Source organism: Pseudomonas sp. SZ40, assembly GCF_052958135.1.
In genome coordinates, this window is the sequence record NZ_JBQWIF010000001.1 from 240,635 (window position 1) to 259,926 (window position 19,292).

A 19,292-nucleotide genomic window follows, 5' to 3' on the forward strand; every position below is an offset into this window, starting at 1 on the left:
CCGCTTTGCGTCGATCCTCGAAATGCCCTCCAATTCACCTGGTTGGCGATGGCGGGCACTTTCAGGTGTGGTTCCGCTCGCATCTCCTTCGCACGGTGCCCAGCAGATGACAACGCGTCGATTCGCTCGCGATGCCTCTCTGATGAGCGTCTTCGAATGCGTGACGCCAGCAGCTCACCAATAACGCCAATCAGGACGTTACCGGTGCTTGAGCATCGATCAAGCTCTGGCTCTTCAGCTCGTCCCAGAAGGCTGCGGGAATACCGACCTTCATCGCCTGGACATTGGAAACTATCTGCCCCGGCGAGCGTGCACCGGGAATGATCGCGGACACTTGCGGGTGCGCCGCTGCGAACTGTAGGGCGGCGGTATGGATATCAATGCCATGTCGGCTGGCAACCGCCATGATCCGCGCGCGTTTTTCCACCGCCCCGGCAGGCAGATCCTGGCTGAAGTTGTAGCGGCTGCGACCGCCCAGAAACCCATCATTCAGCGGTGTTCCCACCATGACGCTGGTGCCTTTGCTTTGCAATGCCGGAAAGGTGTTTCGCAGTGCATCGCCGTGGTCCAGGAGTGAATACTGGCAGGCAAGCAATACGATGTCCGGTGTCGGGTCATCGCTGGTCATTGCCTGTACCACGGCGTTGGGTGTATTGACGCCGAAGCCCCATGCCTTGATGAGGCCCTCGTCACGCATCTTTTCAAGCTCGACCATCGCGCCCGTGCGGGCGATTCGATACGCCGCTTCCCAGCCGCCCTCCAGCTCGGTGTTATCGGGTGACACGTCATGAATGAAGACGATGTCGATACGGGGCAACCCCAAGCGCTGCAAGCTGTCCTCCACGGAGCGTCGTGTACCTGCTGCGGTGTAGTCGTAGCGGTAGTTGAACGGCGCGGGCGACTTCCAGATGGCATGATCCGCCCGCTGACCACCCGCCGCCGTGAGCACGCGACCGACCTTGGTGGACACCACGTAGTCGTCTGGCGACTTGCCACGCAGAAAGCGGCCCAGGCGGTATTCGCTCAAGCCAAACCCGTAGAAGGGCGAGGTATCGTAGAGCCTGACGCCAGCGCCCCAGGCCGCCTGCAGAACTGCGTCCGCCTGCTCGTCGCTGATCGGCGCGAAGATATTGCCGATCTGCGTCCCGCCCATACCAAAGCGCTGAGACGTCATGTATCTCATCGTGTGCGAAGGCGAATTGACGGGCAGGTCAGCACGCACGAGCTGCCCCTGCGTGCGCATCACGCTTCCGCGCTCGGTCAGGGAGGTGGGCACGGTTGCTGGAACCGCCGAGCTCGCGACGCTCGAGGCCGGCAGCAGAGCAGCCGCAACGGCGCCAGCCGCCGAATAGGTAAGAAAATCTCGTCTGTCCATCCAAATTTCCTTTCGCGACTGAGTGTCCACGGATTTATCGAAGCCGGTATTGGTGCTAGAAATTAGAGCAACGAGGGGTGCTCGGGTGACCCTAATGCGCCTCATCTTTTGCACAATCCTGCCGATATGCTTGTGCTGGCCACGCGCTCTCAGCAGACTCGAACAATCCGTTAACAGGGGCGCATGTGATGACGAGCGGTTCCTTCTCGCAGTTCGGTTTCGGGCACGTGCATTCCCCTACCTCGAGCGATTTCGCTCAGCCCAACGAACGCGTCCAGGCACTGCGGGGGCTTATCGATAAGGTCACCCGGCAGATTGGCTTGAACGAGGTTTGCACGACATCGATTCCAGGCCTGACCTTTTATCGAATGGCCGAACTGGGTACGCCCACTTACTGCATTTACGAGCCCTGCGTGGCCATCATCCTGCAGGGCGCGAAGGAGATCACGTTCGGTGAGGAGGCCTGTGAGTTCAGTCAGGGGGTGTTTTTCGTTACCTCGGTGGACATACCGACGTTGGCTCGGGTAACTGCAGCCAGCGAGCGAACACCTTATCTGTCCGTTGTGTTGAAGCTCGATCTTTCCATGCTCAATGAGGTAATCCAGACCCTGGAGGCACCACGGCAGGAGGCGGCTTCCGAGGCGCGGGGGTTTGCATCGGGCGCAGCGTCGGGTGAGATGCTCGACGCCTTCTCGCGACTCTGCACACTGACCGAGCGGCCGCTCGAGGCCGGCTTGATGTCGGATCTCGTCAAGCGCGAGATCTGCGTTCGGCTGCTGCTCAGTGGCGCGGGGCAGTGGTTGCGCAGCGTCACTCGCGACGGTTATCGAGACAAGGGCATCGTCAGAGCCATTGAATGGCTTAAACATCACTACGACAAACCGCTGCACGTGGCCGATCTCGCCGAGCGATCGGGAATGGCCAGCTCTACGCTGCATCACAACTTTCGCAAGCTGACAGGCACCAGCCCGGTTCAGTATCAAAAATCTCTACGGCTGCAAGCCGCGCGCAGCCTGATGTTGACCGACAGGGTCGATGTGAACACCGCTGCGCTGAGGGTCGGCTACGAAAGCGTCGCGCAATTCAGCCGCGAGTATGCACGGCGTTTCGGGGCGCCACCCTCGAGAGACATCAGGCAGGCACGGGAGCAGGGGGGCAGGCTGGACCAGCCCCATCACGCATGAGGCTCGTGTGCAGGACGACGCTGAAAATCGTCGGTCTACTCGCTCCCTCTCCATGAAGCGCCACGATCCTGAACGGCTGCAGCGCAGCGGCTGTTCCGAGCTGACTTTTCAAAACCGATCCTGCAACTCCGTCGCCCGCAATGCCTGCTCGAAGCGCTCGAGAAAGATCGCTTCGGCGTGGGTGCGTTTCTGGTCGCGGTTCCAGAGCAGGTAGACGTCCACGTCGATCACCCCTTCGGCAGGCGGCAGGCGCCAGACTTCGCCGGCTTGCACGTCCCTGGCGACGATATGTTCCGGCAGGCAGCCGATGCCATAGCCGGCGGCGACCAGGCGGCGTATTTCGTCGAGGCTGGGCGAGGAGGCCACGATGCGGCCGGTGAAGCCCTGCTGGTCCCTGAAGATGGTCAGTGGCGAGAGGTTGCCGCCGATCTGGTCGCTGGTGAAGCTGACGAAGTTCTCGCTTTGCAGGTCGCCGAGTTTCAGGTTCTTGCGCCCGAACAGTGGGTGGCGCTTGCCGCAGAAGAACGCATAGCGCTGCTTGAGCATCACGCGTTGTTCCAGGCGCGGCTGCGGCGTTCGGCACAGGCTCAGGCCGAAGGAGGCGGTTTTCTGCAGCAGCGCGCTCACCACGTCAGAGCTGCGCAGCACGTCGAATTCGAACTCGACCCTGGGGTAGTCGACATGGAAATTGGCCAGGAAGTCGTCGTAGAAGCTCGACTGGATGCGGCTGATCATCAGCATGCGGATCTTGCCGGCAACGGTTTCCTCCGGGGCATCCAGCGCCGGGCCGAGGCGCGAGACGGTGCCGTAGAGTTCGGCGGCGATCTGCATGACTTCTTCGCCGGCCTTGGACAACGCGATGCGTGGGCCGCTGCGAATCACCAGGGCGCTTTCCAACTGCTCTTCGAGGCGTTTGAGGGCCTGGCTGACGGCCGGCTGGCTCAGGTGCAGGCGGGCTGCGGCGCGGCTGATGCTGCCTTCCTGGCCAATCACCAGGAAGGTGCGCAGCAGGTTCCAGTCCAGCCTGTCGTTGAGGAAACGGCGGGCCTCGGGGTTGCGGTGGCCGGGGTTCATGGGTGTTCGATTATCCGCTGTGCTTATACTTGAGTATTGATATTAGAAGCTTTGCTTAGCATAGGGGTGGGGGCATGATCTGGCAATGCACCGCCAGAGTGCGACCGATCCCGTACCCGGGATGTGCTTTTTCTCCTGCCTATAAAAACGAATCCGGGAGCTTGCGATGACTACACCCACCTCCACGCCGCGCCGTGCCGCGGCGGCCGCCTTCATTGGCACCACGATCGAGTTCTACGATTTCTATATCTATGCCTTCGCCGCCGCGCTGGTGCTGGGGCAGCTGTTCTTCCCCAGCGATAACGCGGTGTTGAGCACCATGGCGGCCTTCGCCACCTTCGCTGTCGGTTTCATCGCGCGGCCGTTCGCCGGGGTGGTATTCGGTCATCTCGGGGATCGTCTCGGGCGCAAGAAGATGCTGCTGTTCACCATGGTGCTGATGGGCGTGGCGACCACCTGCATCGGCTTGCTGCCAACCTACGCCCAGGCCGGTATCTGGGGCCCGATCGGTCTGGTCGCGCTGCGCTTCCTGCAGGGTATTTCGGTGGGCGGCGAGTGGGGCGGCGCGGTGCTGATGGCCAGCGAACACGCGCCCAAGGGCCGCAAGGTGTTTTTCGCTTCCTTCGCGCAACTGGGTAGCCCGGCTGGCCTGCTGCTGGCGCTGATCGCCTTTCGCGCGATCAGCGAGATGGATCAGGAGGCGCTGATGAGCTGGGGCTGGCGCGTGCCGTTCCTGCTGAGTGGCGTGCTGATGATGGTGGGTCTGTTCATCCGCTTCGGTGTTCCCGAGTCGCCGGAGTTCGCCAAGGTCAAGGAGCAGAAGCAGACCTCCAAGAGCCCGGTCAAGGATGTCATCCGCCATAGCTGGCGGCAGATTCTGTTCGCCGCCTTGGCGGTGACCATCGGTTCCGGTGGGTTCTTCTTCACCAACACCTTCATGATCACCTACGTGACGCAGTACCAGGGCATATCCAAGTCGACCATTCTCGACTGTCTGTTCCTGGTGACCATCCTGCAGTTTCTCTCTCAGCCGTGCTCGGCGCTGCTCGCCGAGCGCTTCGGTGAAGGGCGCTTCCTCAAGTGGGTGGCGGGGCTGTGCATGCTGGTGCCGTACCCGATGTTCCTGCTGGTGCAGACCGGCAACCTGATCTACATGACGGCAGGCATCGCCCTGGCCGTATTGCTGCTGGCGGCGCTGTATTCGGCGATCGCCGGCTACATGGCCGAGGCCTTTTCAGCGCAGGTGCGCTACTCGGGCATTTCCATCGCCTATCAGCTAGGCAGTGGCCTGACCGGTGGTTTGACGCCGCTGATCGGCACCTACCTGGCCGGCCAGTACGCCGGGCAGTGGTGGCCGCTGGCGCTGTTCTTCAGCGTCCTGGCGCTGATGTCGCTGGTTGGCGTCATCGGCCTGGCCCACCTGCGCGCCAGCGAGCGGCAAACCGTCAGCCTGTCCAACCCTGAGGCCGTTACCCCATGAGCAAACCCGATACCCTCACCGAGGTCGAATGGCAGGCCCGTTGCGACCTGGCCGCGCTGTACCGGCTGGTCGCCTACTACCGCATGACCGACCTGATCGACACGCACATCACCCTGCGCGTGCCAGGCCCCGAGCATCACTTTTTGATCAACCGCTACGGCGTTGCCTTCGAGAAGATGCGCGCCAGCGACCTGGTATTGATCGACCTGCACGGCAATGTCGTGGATCGTCTGGACGGCCAGGGCCGGGTCAACGCGGCCGGCTTCGTCATCCATTCGGCGATCCACGCTGCACGGCCGGACATGCAGTGCATCGTGCACACTCACACCGCCGCCGGAATGGCCGTGGCCGCTCAGCGTGACGGCCTGTTACCGCTCACTCAGCATGCCCTGAAGTTCTACGGCAACCTGGCGTATCACACCTACGAAGGCATCGCGCTATCGCTGGATGAGCGTGCTCGCCTGGTCGCCGACTTGGGCACGCACAACGCGATGATCCTGCGTAACCACGGCTTGCTGGCCGGCGGTCAGAGCGTGGCGCATGCCTTCCACGAGATCTATTTTCTCGAGCGCGCCTGCCAGGCGCAGATTCAGGCGATGGCGGCAGGCGTGGCGCTGAACATCCCCAGCGAGGAGGTCTGTCGGCATACCGCGGCGCAGTTCTCCCGCGATGGCATCGAAGGCATCATCGACCTGGCCTGGCAGGCCGCCCTGAGCCTGATCGATGACCAGCGCAACGATTGGTGCAGCTAGGCTCATGGCGCGCATCGTATTGCTCTGCAGAGAGCCGAAACTGGAAGACTGGCTGGCCGGTCTGTTCACCCGAAATGCCCCGCATCTGCAGGTGTTGCGCCCAGGCGAGGAGGGCGCCGAGCAGGCCGAGGTCGCGGTGTGCTGGTATCCCGCAGCCGGAAGCCTGGGCAGGCTGCCGGCGCTGCGGCTGATCCATTCGATCGGTTCCGGCGTGGATCATCTGGAGCATGACCCTTCGCGGCCACGTTCGATTCCCGTCTGCCGCGTGGTGGATCCGGATCATAGCCAGGGCATGGCCGAGTACGTGCATTGGGGTGTGCTGCATTTTCACCGCGGCTTCGACCAGGTGCTCAATGGTCGCCAGAGCCAGCAGTGGCTGCGGCCGGTGCAACGTACCGCGCGTGACTTCAAGGTTGGCGTCATGGGCCTGGGCTCCATCGGTACGCCGGTGGCCTCGCGGCTGGCGCAGGCTGGCTACACCGTTCGCGGCTGGGCTCGCACCGCGCGCGAGCTCCCAGCTGTCGCCACCTTCGCCGGTGATGCGTCGCTGCCCGAGTTTCTCGACGGCCTCGACCTGCTGGTCAATCTGCTCCCGCTGACCCCCGCGACCCGCGGCCTGCTCAACCACGAGGTGTTCGCGCGCATGGCCGAGGGAGCTGCGCTGGTCAATTGCGGCCGCGGCGAGCACGTCGACGAGAGCCATCTGCTCGAAGCGCTGGCCAGCGGTCAATTGCGTGGCGCGCTGCTCGACGTGTTCGCCGAGGAGCCGCTGCGCAAGGCGTCGCCACTGTGGCACGCGCCCGGTGTGTGGGTGACGCCGCACATGGCCTCGGCCGCCTCCGATGCCTGCATCGCCAGCCAGATCGCCGACAACCTCGAACGCCTGAATGCGGGCCTGCCTTTGAACAATCAGGTCGACGCTGAACTGGGCTACTGAAATGACAGGCGCTGCTGGCCGTCAGCCTCGGCGCTGGCCGCCGGCACCGCGAGACCAACGCTTTTGACGAGAATCGCCATGAAGACCTTCTTCCATCCGCACCAACGTCTGCATCATCCACGCTCCTACCTGTCCCGCGGGCAGATGCGCGAGCCCCAGGAAGTGCCGGCGCGTATCGACCCACTGCTGGCCATGGCGCGCCAGCTGGGCTTCGCGCTGATCGAACCCGAGGATCACGGCCTCGCGCCGCTGAGTGCCGTGCACAGCACCGCTTATCTGGAGTACCTGCGAGACGCCTACACGCAGTGGCACGAAGTGGACGAAGACTGGGGCGACGAGGTGATGTCGAACATCTTCATCCGCGAGAACAATCCGCTGCGCGGCATCCTTGGCAAGACCGCACGCTACCTGGCCGACGGCAGTTGCCCTATCGGTGAGCATACCTGGCAGGCCGCCTACTGGTCGGCGCAGGCGGCAGTCGCTGCCGCTGCGGCGGTGCGCGATGGCGAACCCCAGGCCTACGCCCTGTGCCGGCCGCCGGGCCACCATGCCCGTGCCGAAGGAGCCGGGGGCTTCTGCTTCCTCAACAACGCCGCCATCGCCGCCGAAGTGCTCAGGGCTCGTTTCGACAGGGTGACCATCCTCGATACCGACATGCACCACGGCCAGGGTATCCAGGAGATCTTCTACGAGCGTGACGACGTGCAATACATCTCCATCCACGGCGACCCGACCAACTTCTACCCGGTGGTGGCAGGCTTCGATGACGAAACAGGCAGCGGCCGAGGCGAAGGCTACAACCTCAACCTGCCGATGCCCCATGGCGCGTCCGAGGCGGATTTCTTCGCCTACCTCGGCCAGGCCGAGCGGGCCCTTCGCGACTTCGCCCCGCAGGTGCTGGTGCTGTCGCTTGGCTTCGACATCTACGAGAACGACCCGCAGTCGAAGGTCTCGGTAAGCCATGCCGGCTTCGAGGAACTGGGTCGTCGCATCCGTGCCCTCGGCTTGCCTTGCGTGGTGGTGCAGGAAGGCGGCTACGACATCGCCACCCTCGACGAAAACGCCTCGCGTTTCTTCAAGGGGTTGCTGGGCTGATCATCGTTGTCTGGGCGGCCGGCAGTCGATCTGGAGGTCCCCGATTGCCGATTGTGCGATCTCCCGCTTGCGTGGTGCTGGTGCCGGAGGTGGTGAGGACCTCTGCCCTTACCCTCACGTAACGCGGTGGCTCGAGCAGGTGGAGAGCCTGCATGGGGATTTTTCCAAGCCTCGGGATCTGCACTGGGGTGCCGCTCAGCAGGCCTTTGCCATCCGCTCAGTGAACACTTGTGAACAATTGTCACGACTTCGCTTTCGATCAGGGGGGCGTTGTTACCGTCTCGCGCACTGGGCCATGCGTCTGCCCGAAAAAATGCCGAGGCTGCAATGCAAAACCTGATCACTGTGGTCAACAAGTCGACCCACGAGAAAGTTTCAACGGCCAGTCATGAGGTGGCGCTACAAGCCCCCTCGGTCGTCCAATTGGCGACCAAACGTTCCGACATGCAGAGTATCGAGCGTCAGGGTGGCACGCTGGTCGTCACCCTGACATCGGGCGTCGTGCTCAAGGTGCAGGGTTTCTTCCCTGTGCAGGGAGCCCCGCAGAATGATCTGGTCATCGACGATGGTCAGCAGCTCTGGCACGCCGAGTTCGCGGACGACATGCAGTTGCTCGGGCAATACACGCCTATCGATTCCATAGAGCCACTGCTCGGCAACGAAAGCTTCGACCTCTCGACGGTGGCCTGGGTGCTGGGCGGCGTCGCGCTTGCCGGCATCGCAGTAGCCAACAATCGCGGTGATGGCAGTAGCCGGTCGCAGGCAGAGGAGGCAGACACCACGCCGCCAGCAGCGCCCAGCGTGAATCTGGGCGTCAACGCGGACGGCAGTCTCACCGTGACCGGGCTCGCCGAGGCGGGCAGCACCGTTACCGTGACTTACCCGGATGGCACGTCCAGCCAGGTTCAGGCGGATGCCAACGGCGCTTATACGGTTCAGTCACCGGCTGATCAGCCAACCGGTGATGTGGTTGCGACAGCGACGGATGCTGCTGGCAATGTCAGCTCGGCAACGACCGCGCCCTATGTGGACGTCATCGCTCCGACCACCACGGCCATCATCGTCAATTTCGCCGATGATGTCGGCTCTGTTCAGAATGCTGAGCTGCCTTCAGGCAGCAGTACCGATGACACCACACCGACGCTCAATGGTTCGCTGAGCGCGGAGCTGGTCGCGGGTGAACGCGTCAACGTCTACCGCGACGGTACCCTGGCTGGTCAGGCAACGGTTACCGGAACCACTTGGACGTTCACCGATGCCAGTCTGGCGGATGCGACCTATCTCTACACCGTTCGGGTGGTGGATGCGTCGGGCAATCTGGGCGAGATTTCCAACAGCTTCGAGCTGACGGTGGATACCGTCGGCCCATCGGCCTCGACCACTCAGGTGACCATCGACGCGCTCACCGGTGACGACATCGTCAATGCCGCCGAGTCGGGCGGGGTGGTGACGGTTACCGGCACCATCACGGGTGATTACAGCGTTGGCGATGTAGTCACCTTGATCGCTACGGGTGGTACCTACACCGGATTGGCTGCAGCAGACGGTACCTGGAGCGTCGAGGTACCGGCAGGCGGCCTGGGTGGCAATGGTAACCATGTCGCGCAGGTGAGCATCCTGGCCCACGACAGCGTTGGTAATTCCGGCACCGTGACGGCCAGCCGTGCCTATGCGGTCGACGTCGAGGTTCCTGACAGTAGCTCGACCACCATCAGTTTCGACTCCGTTACCGACGACAATATCGTCAATGCGACCGAGGCCGAGACCACGCTGACGCTGACTGGCAACGTAACCGGTAATTATCAGGTGGGTGACATCATCACCCTGACCATCAACGACGTGCAGTACAGCGGCAGCGTAGCGGCCGGCGGTGTCTGGACGGTGGGCAACGTGGCCGGCAGCGATCTGGCCGCCGATGCCGATCGCGTCATCGACGCTTCCCTGGTGGCTCATGACGATGCTGGCAACGCAGGGATCATCACCGCAGCGCACGGCTACGCCGTACAAACCGAGCAGGTGATCACCGAGCTGTCGATCGATGCCATCGCTGGCGACAACGTCATCAACGATGCTGAAGCCCAGGCGGGTGTCATCTTCAGTGGTGCCGCCAGCGGGACGTTCACCGCGGGTGACGTGGTGACCCTGATCGTCAACGGCACCACCTACACCACGGGTGTCGATGTCAGCGGCACCTGGAGTGTCGAAGTCGCAGGCTCGGCGCTGGGGGCCGACGGCGCCTATACCGCCACAGCTTCCATCGTTTCGAGCGACGGCGCAGGCAATCTGGGCAATGCCCAGGCGCTGCGTGCTTACAGTATCGATACCGCTGCACCGTCGTCCGCCACCACGCAAGTAACCATCGATGCCATCACCGGTGACGACATCGTCAACGCCGTTGAGTCGAGCGGGGCGGTAACGATTACCGGGTCTGTCAGCGGCGATTACAGCGTTGGCGATGTAGTCACCTTGATCGCTACGGGTGGTACCTACACCGGATTGGCTGCAGCAGACGGTACCTGGAGTGTCGAGGTAGCGGCAGGTGCGCTGGGTGGTAATGGCGGTCAGAGCGTGCAAGTGAGTGTTCTGGCCCACGATGCTGCCGGTAACTCGGGCACCGTGACGGCGAGTCGCCCTTATCTGGTCAACCTCAATGCGCCTTCGGGAACCGCTCTGTCGATCGACATCGTGGCGGGTGACGATATCGTCAATGCCAGCGAGGCTTCGGCGAGCAACACGGAAGTCATCAGCGGCACCGTGACGGGGGAGTTCAGCGTCGGCGACGTGGTAACCCTGACCATCGGCAGCTTCATCACCACGACGACAGTGGCCGCGGGTGGCCTGTGGAGTGCGAGCGTTGCCGGCGATGTGCTGGCTGCCGCTTCGAGCATTGACGCCAGCCTGCTGGCCAGCAACGCCGCCGGCAACGAAGTGACCGTCACGGCCACCCGTGGCTATGTGGTCGACACCGAGGTGCCGAGCAATACCTCCACCACCATCAGCTTCGATGCGGTCACCGACGACAATATCGTCAACGCGACCGAGGCCGAGACCACGCTGACGCTGAGTGGCAGCGTGACCGGTGATTATCAGGTGGGTGACGTCATCACCCTGACCATCAACGGCGTTCAATACAGCGGCAGCGTGGGGGCTGGCGGAATCTGGGCAGTCGCCAACGTAGCCGGCAGCGACCTGGCTGCCGATGCCGATCGCGTCATCGATGCTTCCCTGGTCGCTCATGACAACGCCGGTAATCAGGGTACGGTCACCGCGTCGCACCATTACGCCGTACAGACCGATGGTGTGACCACCGCCCTGTCGATCGATGCCATTGCGGGCGACAACATCATCAACAACGCGGAAGCCCTGGCTGGCGTCACCTTCAGTGGCGTGGCCACCGGGACGTTCAGCGCAGGCGACGTGGTGACTCTGACCATCAATGGTACGGCCTACACCACTGGCGTCGATGCGGCTGGTATCTGGAGCGTTCAGGTCCCGGGTTCGGCGTTGGGGACCGACGGTGCCTACACGGCCTCGGCCTCGATCGTGTCGACTGACAGCGCGGGCAACCCCGGCAGTGCCCAGGCGCAGCGTGCCTACAGCATCGACACGGCCGTGCCGGATGCGTCCAGCACCAGCCTGGCGATCAATACCGTCGCGGGAGACGATCAGGTCAACCTGGCGGAAAGCTCCGCTGCCGTGTTGCACGCCATTTCCGGCACGGTCAGCGGCGATTTCACCCTGGGTGACGTGGTCACCGTGACCATTGGCAGCCAGAGTTACACCGCGAGCGTGGTTGCAGGCACCGGTGCGACCGGTGTATGGCAGGTGGATGTCGCGGGCGATGTGTTGGCGTCCGCCAATTCGGTCTATGCGAGCCTGGCCGCGAGCGATGCAGCAGGCAACGTCGGCACCATCCTGGCCCAGCACAACTACGTGGTGAGCATCGAACTTCCCAATGCGCCAACCCTGCAGGTCATCGATGATGTCGGCAGCGTAACCGGCGACGTTGCCGACAACGGCGGGGTGACCGATGACCAGACTCCAACTTATCAGGGCACGGGGGCGGCGGGTGCCACCATCAGCCTGGTGATCAACGGCGCCGCCGCAGTAAGCGTACTGGTCGATAGCGATGGCACCTGGAGCTATACGGCGCCCCTGGCGGTGGCCGACGGCGACTACACGGTGGTCGCCACGCAGACCGATATGGCAGGCAACATCAGCATGCCTGTCAGTACGACCTTCAGCGTGTTCACCGGCAATGTCGAGCTGCCGACCCTGGTGATCTCCGATGACCTGCTGCCCGTGATTGGCGTGGTAGCCGATGGAGCCAGCACCAACGACGCCACCCCGACCTTCAGCGGTACTGGCGTGGCTGGCGCTATCATTCACCTGGTCATCAACGGCGCCACGCCTGTCGATGTGACGGTCGGCGCTTCGGGTGAGTGGAGCTACACGCCGTCCGAGTCGATAGGGACCGATGGCAGCTACACCGTGAGTATCACCCAGACCACGGCAGTGGGTACCAGTGGCGTGGTCTCCAGCCAGTTCATTCTGGATACGCGCATGCCGAGCGCCGAAGACGGCTATGCGGTAGCCATCGACTCCTTCGTCGATGACGTCGACGCTCAGGTCGGCAACTTCCCAAGTGGCAGCAGCACCAATGACACCTCACCCTTGCTGCAGGGCAGCGTGGCGGGGCTGGTTGCGGGCGACTTCGTGGCCATCTACGAAGGCAGTATTCTGCTTGGAGCCGCCGTCGTTACGGGTGATAACTGGATATTCCAGCTGACGGATGTTACCGAAGGGGCCCACGAGTATGTGGCTGTCCTGACCGATGCCGCGGGTAACCTCGGACTGCAATCCGCTACGTTCACCCTGATTGTCGATACCAGGGCGCCTAGCGCCGAAGATGGTTATGCCGTCGCAATCATCGACTATGTCGACGACGTGGAGGAGCAGACCGGCACCTTCGGCAGTGGAACTACCACCAACGACACGTCGCCAGTACTGCAGGGCTCGGTTTTCGGATTGGTCACGGGGGATTTCGTCCGTATTTACGATGCTGGCGTCCTGCTTGGTGTCGCCACCGTATCGGGCAACACCTGGAGCTATGAAGTCGTCGATGCCAGTGAGGGAGGCCACAGCTACACGGCTGTGCTTACCGACGCGGCGGGCAATGAAGGGCTGGTATCGAGTGCCTTCGATCTGACCGTCGATACCAGAGCACCAAGCGCAGACGATGGTTATGCCGTGGCGATCGTTTCCTACACCGATGATGTGGAGGAGCAAACCGGGACTTTCGGCAGCGGCACCAGCACCAACGATCGCTCGCCGGTGCTCAACGGTACCGTGTCGGGGCTGACCAGCGGCGACATGGTTCGTATCTACGAAGGCACTACCCTGCTGGGTACCGCGGCGGTAACCGGGGGCGCCTGGACATTCGAGGTGGTGCAGGCCAGTGAAGGTCCGCATGACTACACGGCGGTCTTGGTGGATGCCGCCGGTAACCAGGGCCTGAGCTCTGAGGTGTTTTCCCTGATCGTCGACACCACAGCGCCAGATGCCGCCAGTGGCTACGCCGTGGCCATCGTTTCCTACACCGACGATGTGGAAGCGCAAACCGGCAACTTCGGCAGTGGCACCAGTACCAACGATCAGTCACCGGTATTGAACGGCACGGTATCGGCCCTGGCCGCAGGCGAAGCGGTGCGTATCTACGAAGGTACCAACCTGTTGGGTACCGCGATTGTCAGTGGTGGTAGCTGGTCGTTCGAATTGGCCACGGTCGCCGAGGGGCTCCACACCTACACCGCGGTGATCGTCGATGCCGCTGGTAATCGGGGCGTGGTGTCGAACCCCTTCGAGCTTACCGTGGATATCACCGCGCCAAGTGCCGAGCAGGGCTACGCGGTGGCGATCACCTCGTATGTGGATGATCAGCAGCCGCAAACGGGCGAGTTCGGCAGCGATACGTTCACCAACGACACCAACCCGCTTTTGCAGGGCACCGTTTCCGCGTTGGGCAGTGGTGAGCAGGTGCGCATCTACCAGGGGAGTACCGTGCTGGGTAATGCCGTGGTGTCGGGCGGCACCTGGAGCTACAGCCTGTCGGACCTGGCGGACGGTACCTACAACTACACCGCCAGGGTAGTGGACGCAGCGGGTAACGAAGGGGCGCTCTCCGATGTCTTCACCCTGACAGTGGATACATCCGCCCCGAGCGAGGACGATGGCTACGCCGTGGCGATCAGCGGTTACAACGACGATGTGGAAGCGCAAACGGGCAGCTTCCCCAGCGGTACCAGCACCAATGACACGTCACCCCAGCTTTTCGGCAGTGTCGTGGGGATGCAGGCCGGTGACAGTGTGCGCATCTATCAGGGCACTGTCCTGTTGGGCAGCGCCACTGTCACGGCTGACACCTGGGTCTATGACCTGTCCGGTCTGCTCGACGGTACTTACAGCTACACCGCTGTCGTCACCAGTGCCGCCGGCCTGGAAGGGCTGACCTCCAACCCCTTCACCCTGAGCGTCGATACCCGAGCGCCAAGCGCCGAGGATGGCTATGCGGTGGCAATCACCACCTTCATCGATGATCAGCAGCCCATGGTCGGTGAGTTCGGCAGCGGTAGCAGCACCAATGACACCTCACCGCTGCTCACCGGCACCGTCGCCGGTCTGGTTGGCGGGGATCAGGTGCGTATCTACGAGGCGGGCATACTGCTCGGCACTGCCACGGTGTCGGCGGGCAACTGGACCTATCAGGTCAGCGATGCCAGCGAAGGCAGCCATACCTATACCGCAGTACTGGTCGACGCGGCGGGAAATGAAGGCGTGACTTCCAGCCCCTTCACCCTGATCGTCGACATCACGGCACCGAGCGCCGAAGACGGCTATGCCGTGGCCATCGACTCCTTTGCCGATGACGTGGAAGCACAGGTCGGCGACTTCCCCAGCGGCAGCAGCACCAACGATACCTCGCCGCAGCTCAAGGGCACCGTGGCCGGGCTGTTGGCGGGTGAGATCGTCCGTTTGTACGAGGGTGCCAACCTGCTGGGCAGCGCCATCGTCACCGATGGCGAATGGGCCTATCAACTGCAGGATGTCCCCGAAGGCACTCACACCTATACGGCCGTGGTGGTCGATGCAGCCGGCAACGAGGGCCTTCGCTCGGATCCGTTCACGCTGACCGTCGATACCCGTGCGCCGAGTCTGGAAGACGGCTATGCCGTGGCCATCATCGATTACGTCGACGACGTGGAGGCACAGACCGGTACCTTCGGCAGTGGCACCAGCACCAACGACACCTCTCCGGTTCTGCAGGGCTCGGTCGCGGGGTTGGCCAGTGGCGATGTGGTACGCATCTACGAGGGCGACACATTGCTGGGCGTTGCCAGCGTAACGGGCAACAACTGGAGCTATGAGCTCGCCTCCGTCAGTGAAGGTTTGCATACCTACACGGCAGTGCTCGCCGATGCAGCGGGTAACGAAGGGCTGGTGTCCAACGCGTTCAGCCTGACCGTCGACACCACGGCACCCAGTGCCGAGGATGGTTACGCGGTAGCGATCGTCTCCTACACCGATGACGTGGAGGCGCAAGTCGGTAGTTTCGGCAGCGGTACCAGCACCAATGACATCTCACCGGTATTGAGCGGCACCGTGACGGGCCTTGCAGAGAGTGACCTGGTTCGTATCTACCAAGGCACGCAACTGCTTGGCGCAGCCACCGTCACCGGTGGTACATGGACGTTCGAGGTGGTGCAGGCGAGCGAAGGCAGCCACACCTACAGAGCGGTGCTGGCCGATGCAGCAGGCAACGAGGGCGTGGTATCCAACGACTTCATGCTGACCGTCGACACCCGGGCGCCGAGCATCGATGACGGCTACGACGTGGTGATAACGGCATTCACCGATGACGTCGAGACGCTGGTGGGTGACTTCCCCAGTGGAACCACCACCAATGACAATTCGCCGTTGCTCAAGGGAACCGTCACCGGCCTGCAGCCTGGGGATTTCATTCGCATCTATCAGGGGGGCACCGTACTCGGCGTGGCGGTGGTCAGCGATGGTCTGTGGACCTTTCAGGTGACCGATGCGAGCGACGGTAGCCAAAGCTATCTGGCGCGGCTGGTCGATGCAGCGGGCAACGAAGGGCTGGCGTCGAACGTCTTCGAGCTGATCATCGATACCGTGGCGCCCACGCAGACGGTGACCATCGACAGCTTTACCGATGACTTCGGCCCCCTCACCGGCGACCTGCCCACCGGCTCGACCACGGACGATGCCACGCCGGTCCTGAACGGCACGCTGTCTGCCACCATCGAGGCCACCGACAGCGTCAATATCTACGAAGGCACCACCTTGCTGGGCACCGCCACGGTAACGGGGAATACCTGGTCGTTCGCGATTCCCGCAGAGAGCATCATCGGCGGTACCGTGCATACCTATACCGCCGTGATTGCCGATATGGCGGGTAACGAGGGTACCCCGTCGGCCGCGTTCAGCCTGACCAGCATCATCGAGGTCAATGCACTCACCACGCTGGATACCACGCCGATCATCACTGGCCGCATTCCCTATACGCTGGTGGACGGCGCTCAGCTGGACGTCACCATCAACGGCAAGACCTACACATCCGTCGATGGCTCGGTGGTGGTCGATAGCCTCAATTCGACCTGGTACGTCCAGGTTCCGGACAGCGATGAGTTGCCGGTCGGCACCCACGCCATCGTCGCTCAGATCGTCAACGGCGACGGCAGCCTTGGCGCCAGCGGGTTGCAGACCAGCGAGTTGATCGTTGCGCCGGTACCCGAGGCGAACTTCGGTGCCGCCGGTGGCGACGGCAACAACAAGGGCACCACGGTCACCATGAGCACCAGCGGTACCTGGGAGTTCTTCAGCAACCAGGTGGTGTACCGCAGCACCGCCACTGACAACGCCACCATCGCCCAGTACAGCGGCACGACCTTGACCAGCAACACCGGTGGGGCCGGTTATGGCAACGACAACATGAACATGGTGCAGAACGCGACCTACATCGATATCAACCGTGATGGTCACATGGACATCATTGGTATCGACAGCCGTTACAGCAATGGTCAGCAGATGTTCATCAACAATGGCGACGGTACCTACACCGCCGTGCAGATGGCGGACACGAACTCATCTGGCGACGGCTTGGCCAACGTCTACAGCTGGTACGGCGGCTTGATTGCCATCGACTTCCGTGGAGACGGTTACGTCGACGTGGTGTTCGGTGATCAGACTCCCAATGATGCAGCCGCGCCCGGCGGCTACAACTCCCAGTTCGTGCAGAACAATGCAGGTGTGTTCATCAAGGACGCCGTCTACACCTACACCCAGGCCAACGGCGGCCTCAATACCGGCAATGGGCAGCCGAATCAGGAAGTGTCCGGTGTCGACCTCGATAACGACGGCACCGTCGACGTGGTATTCCATGGTTCGTTGGGTACCAACAAGATCGGTGCTGCCAATGCCACCGGTGCGGCCACCAGTGGCAATACCGCTCGCCTGGTGGTGGTGAAGAACGACGGTGCTGGCGGGTTCACCACCAGCCAGATCATCAACAACGCCCTGCACTACGCCGCGGCTCCCTACGTGGCCAACGAGCCATCCATGACCTGGGCCGACTACGATGGCGACGGTTACATGGACCTGTTCATGGGCAAGGTGTATGGCGCCAACACCGCTGCTCAGAACAACAGCACCATCTTCTTCAACGACGGAGCGGGCAACCTGGCCTCGACCAACACCTCGGGTGTGGGGACGGCTTCGGGCACCTACACCTTCAACGACACCGTGCCGGGTGGTGCTTCGCTGGCAGTGGACTGGGACGGCGACGGCCGCATGGACATCATCGAGGCACCACAGATCGGCGTGGGCGCAGCCTCCGTCACCGGCACCGTCAACCTCTACGTCAATCAGACGTCGGGCGGTACGGTGAGCTTCGACACCTACTACCTGCAGTCCACTTCGACCTTCGCCAGCGACTCGGCCAGTGCCACCACGTTCAGCGGCGCCATCAGTCAGGCAGGCGTCGTCACGGGCAATCCGGTCACCGGGATGATCAGCGTCGACGTCGATTACGACGGCGCCAAGGACCTGTTGATCTTCACCAGCAACGGCACCACCACTTACGTACGCAACACCAATACGATCGCCGACGGCACCAGCATGCACGTGCGGATCCTCGACCCCCAGGGCATCACGACCTACTTCGGCAATACGGTGAAGCTGGTCAACTCGGCAGGTGAGGTGGTTTCGACGCAGATCATCAATCCGCAATCCGGTAGCCAGACCAACGACAGCACCAGCATCGTCGACTTCTACGGTCTCGATGCCAACGAAACCTACAGCATCATCCTGCTGCGCAACATCGGCGGTACCGCCAGCCATGTGGGCGCCAGCAGCGATGTGGCGGGTTACAGCGTCGACAACGTCAACTCGACATGGGGCGGGCTGAAGGCCGGTGCTGCCGACTCGGCCTACGTCCTGACGGCCCAGGGAGAGGCCCAGGCCTCCGATACCATTGGCGCCGGTGTGGTGGGTACGGGCTACAACGATACCTTCTTCGCCACGTTGGGAACCAAGCGTTACGAGGGTGGCGGCGGTACCAGCAATGAGTCGAACTACAAGTCGTGGAGCAACACGGGCGGTATGGATATCGTCGACTTCAAGCTGGCGGGCAGCACCGCGTTGACCATCGACCTGAGTCAGACCACGGCGCAGAACACCGGTTGGAACACCGTGACCCTGAGTGACATCGAAGGCATCGCCGGGGCAGGGGGCAATGACACCTTCACCGACGACGCAGGCGACAACCTTTTCGAAGGCCGCGGTGGCGACGATACCTTCAACCTGGTGAACGGCGGCCGTGACACCTTGCTCTACCGAGTGCTGGAAGGCTCGATGGCGGATGCCGCAGGCGGCAATGGCTCCGACACGGTCAACGGCTTCACCATCGGTACCTGGCAGGCCACACCGGATGCCGACCGTATCGACCTTGCCGACCTGTTGGTGGGCTACACCGCCGGTGGTGGGGCTCGTTACATCAACGGTGTCGCCACCATCGCCAGCGACGAGACCATCGGCCAGTTCCTGTCGGTGACCTCCAGTGGTGGCAACACCACGGTAAGCATCGACCGCGACGGTGATGGCTCCGCCTATGAGTCGGCGGTACTGTTGACCCTCAATGGGGTCAGCACGGATCTGGCGACCCTGCTGGCCAACCACCAACTGATCGTGGCATGAGTCTGCGGGCCCCCTGACTGACGGACGCGCCGGTAAGGGGCACGCTGTACGTCCCCATCGATCGCCTCATGTCAGTCGAAGGCCCGGATCATCCGGGCCTTCGACTTTCCAGAGGGCTTGCAGC

8 protein-coding genes are annotated in these 19,292 nt (G+C 62.7%); 6 read left to right on the forward strand and 2 right to left on the reverse strand.

The window, feature by feature from the left end:
• Positions 1–190 precede the first annotated feature (190 nt).
• Positions 191–1,375, reverse strand: a complete 1,185-nt coding sequence (locus tag ACT9T4_RS01065) for an aldo/keto reductase (RefSeq protein ID WP_042554561.1) — start codon at positions 1,373–1,375, stop codon at positions 191–193.
• Between the two features lie 188 nt (positions 1,376–1,563).
• Here ACT9T4_RS01065 and ACT9T4_RS01070 point away from each other — a divergent pair, with 188 nt between their 5' ends.
• The gene (locus tag ACT9T4_RS01070) at positions 1,564–2,559 is read left to right on the forward strand and encodes an AraC family transcriptional regulator (RefSeq protein ID WP_499115062.1); all 996 of its coding nucleotides are present in this window, start codon (positions 1,564–1,566) and stop codon (positions 2,557–2,559) included.
• Between the two features lie 108 nt (positions 2,560–2,667).
• Here ACT9T4_RS01070 and ACT9T4_RS01075 read toward each other — a convergent pair whose 3' ends face one another.
• Positions 2,668–3,633, reverse strand: coding sequence for a LysR family transcriptional regulator (locus ACT9T4_RS01075; protein ID WP_499115063.1), 966 nt, complete (start codon positions 3,631–3,633; stop codon positions 2,668–2,670).
• A 166-nt stretch (positions 3,634–3,799) separates the two neighbouring features.
• Between ACT9T4_RS01075 and ACT9T4_RS01080 the strand changes: the two genes are divergently transcribed.
• From ACT9T4_RS01080 to ACT9T4_RS01100, 5 genes are all read left to right on the forward strand, one after another.
• Entirely contained in the window at positions 3,800–5,113 is a 1,314-nt protein-coding gene (locus tag ACT9T4_RS01080; protein WP_042554558.1) for an MFS transporter, read from the forward strand.
• Entirely contained in the window at positions 5,110–5,865 is a 756-nt protein-coding gene (locus ACT9T4_RS01085; RefSeq protein WP_499115064.1) for a class II aldolase/adducin family protein, read from the forward strand. The genes ACT9T4_RS01080 and ACT9T4_RS01085 overlap by 4 nt, the downstream gene beginning before the upstream one ends.
• 4 nt (positions 5,866–5,869) lie before the next feature.
• A complete protein-coding gene (locus tag ACT9T4_RS01090; RefSeq protein ID WP_499115065.1) occupies positions 5,870–6,802 on the forward strand; it encodes a 2-hydroxyacid dehydrogenase in 933 nt (310 codons plus the stop codon).
• A gap of 78 nt (positions 6,803–6,880) precedes the next feature.
• Positions 6,881–7,897, forward strand: coding sequence for a histone deacetylase family protein (locus ACT9T4_RS01095; RefSeq protein WP_179538840.1), 1,017 nt, complete (start codon positions 6,881–6,883; stop codon positions 7,895–7,897).
• Positions 7,898–8,224: 327 nt separating this feature from the next.
• A complete protein-coding gene (locus ACT9T4_RS01100) occupies positions 8,225–19,168 on the forward strand; it encodes an Ig-like domain-containing protein (RefSeq protein ID WP_499115066.1) in 10,944 nt (3,647 codons plus the stop codon).
• Positions 19,169–19,292: the final 124 nt, after the last annotated feature.

Coding starts and splice junctions, on each gene's coding strand:
- ACT9T4_RS01080 (WP_042554558.1), top strand. CDS start 3,800: ATGACTACACCCACCTCCACGCCGCGCCGTGCCGCGGCGGCCGCCTTC.
- ACT9T4_RS01085 (WP_499115064.1), top strand. CDS start 5,110: ATGAGCAAACCCGATACCCTCACCGAGGTCGAATGGCAGGCCCGTTGC.
- ACT9T4_RS01075 (WP_499115063.1), bottom strand. CDS start 3,633: ATGAACCCCGGCCACCGCAACCCCGAGGCCCGCCGTTTCCTCAACGAC.
- ACT9T4_RS01100 (WP_499115066.1), top strand. CDS start 8,225: ATGCAAAACCTGATCACTGTGGTCAACAAGTCGACCCACGAGAAAGTT.
- ACT9T4_RS01065 (WP_042554561.1), bottom strand. CDS start 1,375: ATGGACAGACGAGATTTTCTTACCTATTCGGCGGCTGGCGCCGTTGCG.
- ACT9T4_RS01095 (WP_179538840.1), top strand. CDS start 6,881: ATGAAGACCTTCTTCCATCCGCACCAACGTCTGCATCATCCACGCTCC.
- ACT9T4_RS01090 (WP_499115065.1), top strand. CDS start 5,870: ATGGCGCGCATCGTATTGCTCTGCAGAGAGCCGAAACTGGAAGACTGG.
- ACT9T4_RS01070 (WP_499115062.1), top strand. CDS start 1,564: ATGACGAGCGGTTCCTTCTCGCAGTTCGGTTTCGGGCACGTGCATTCC.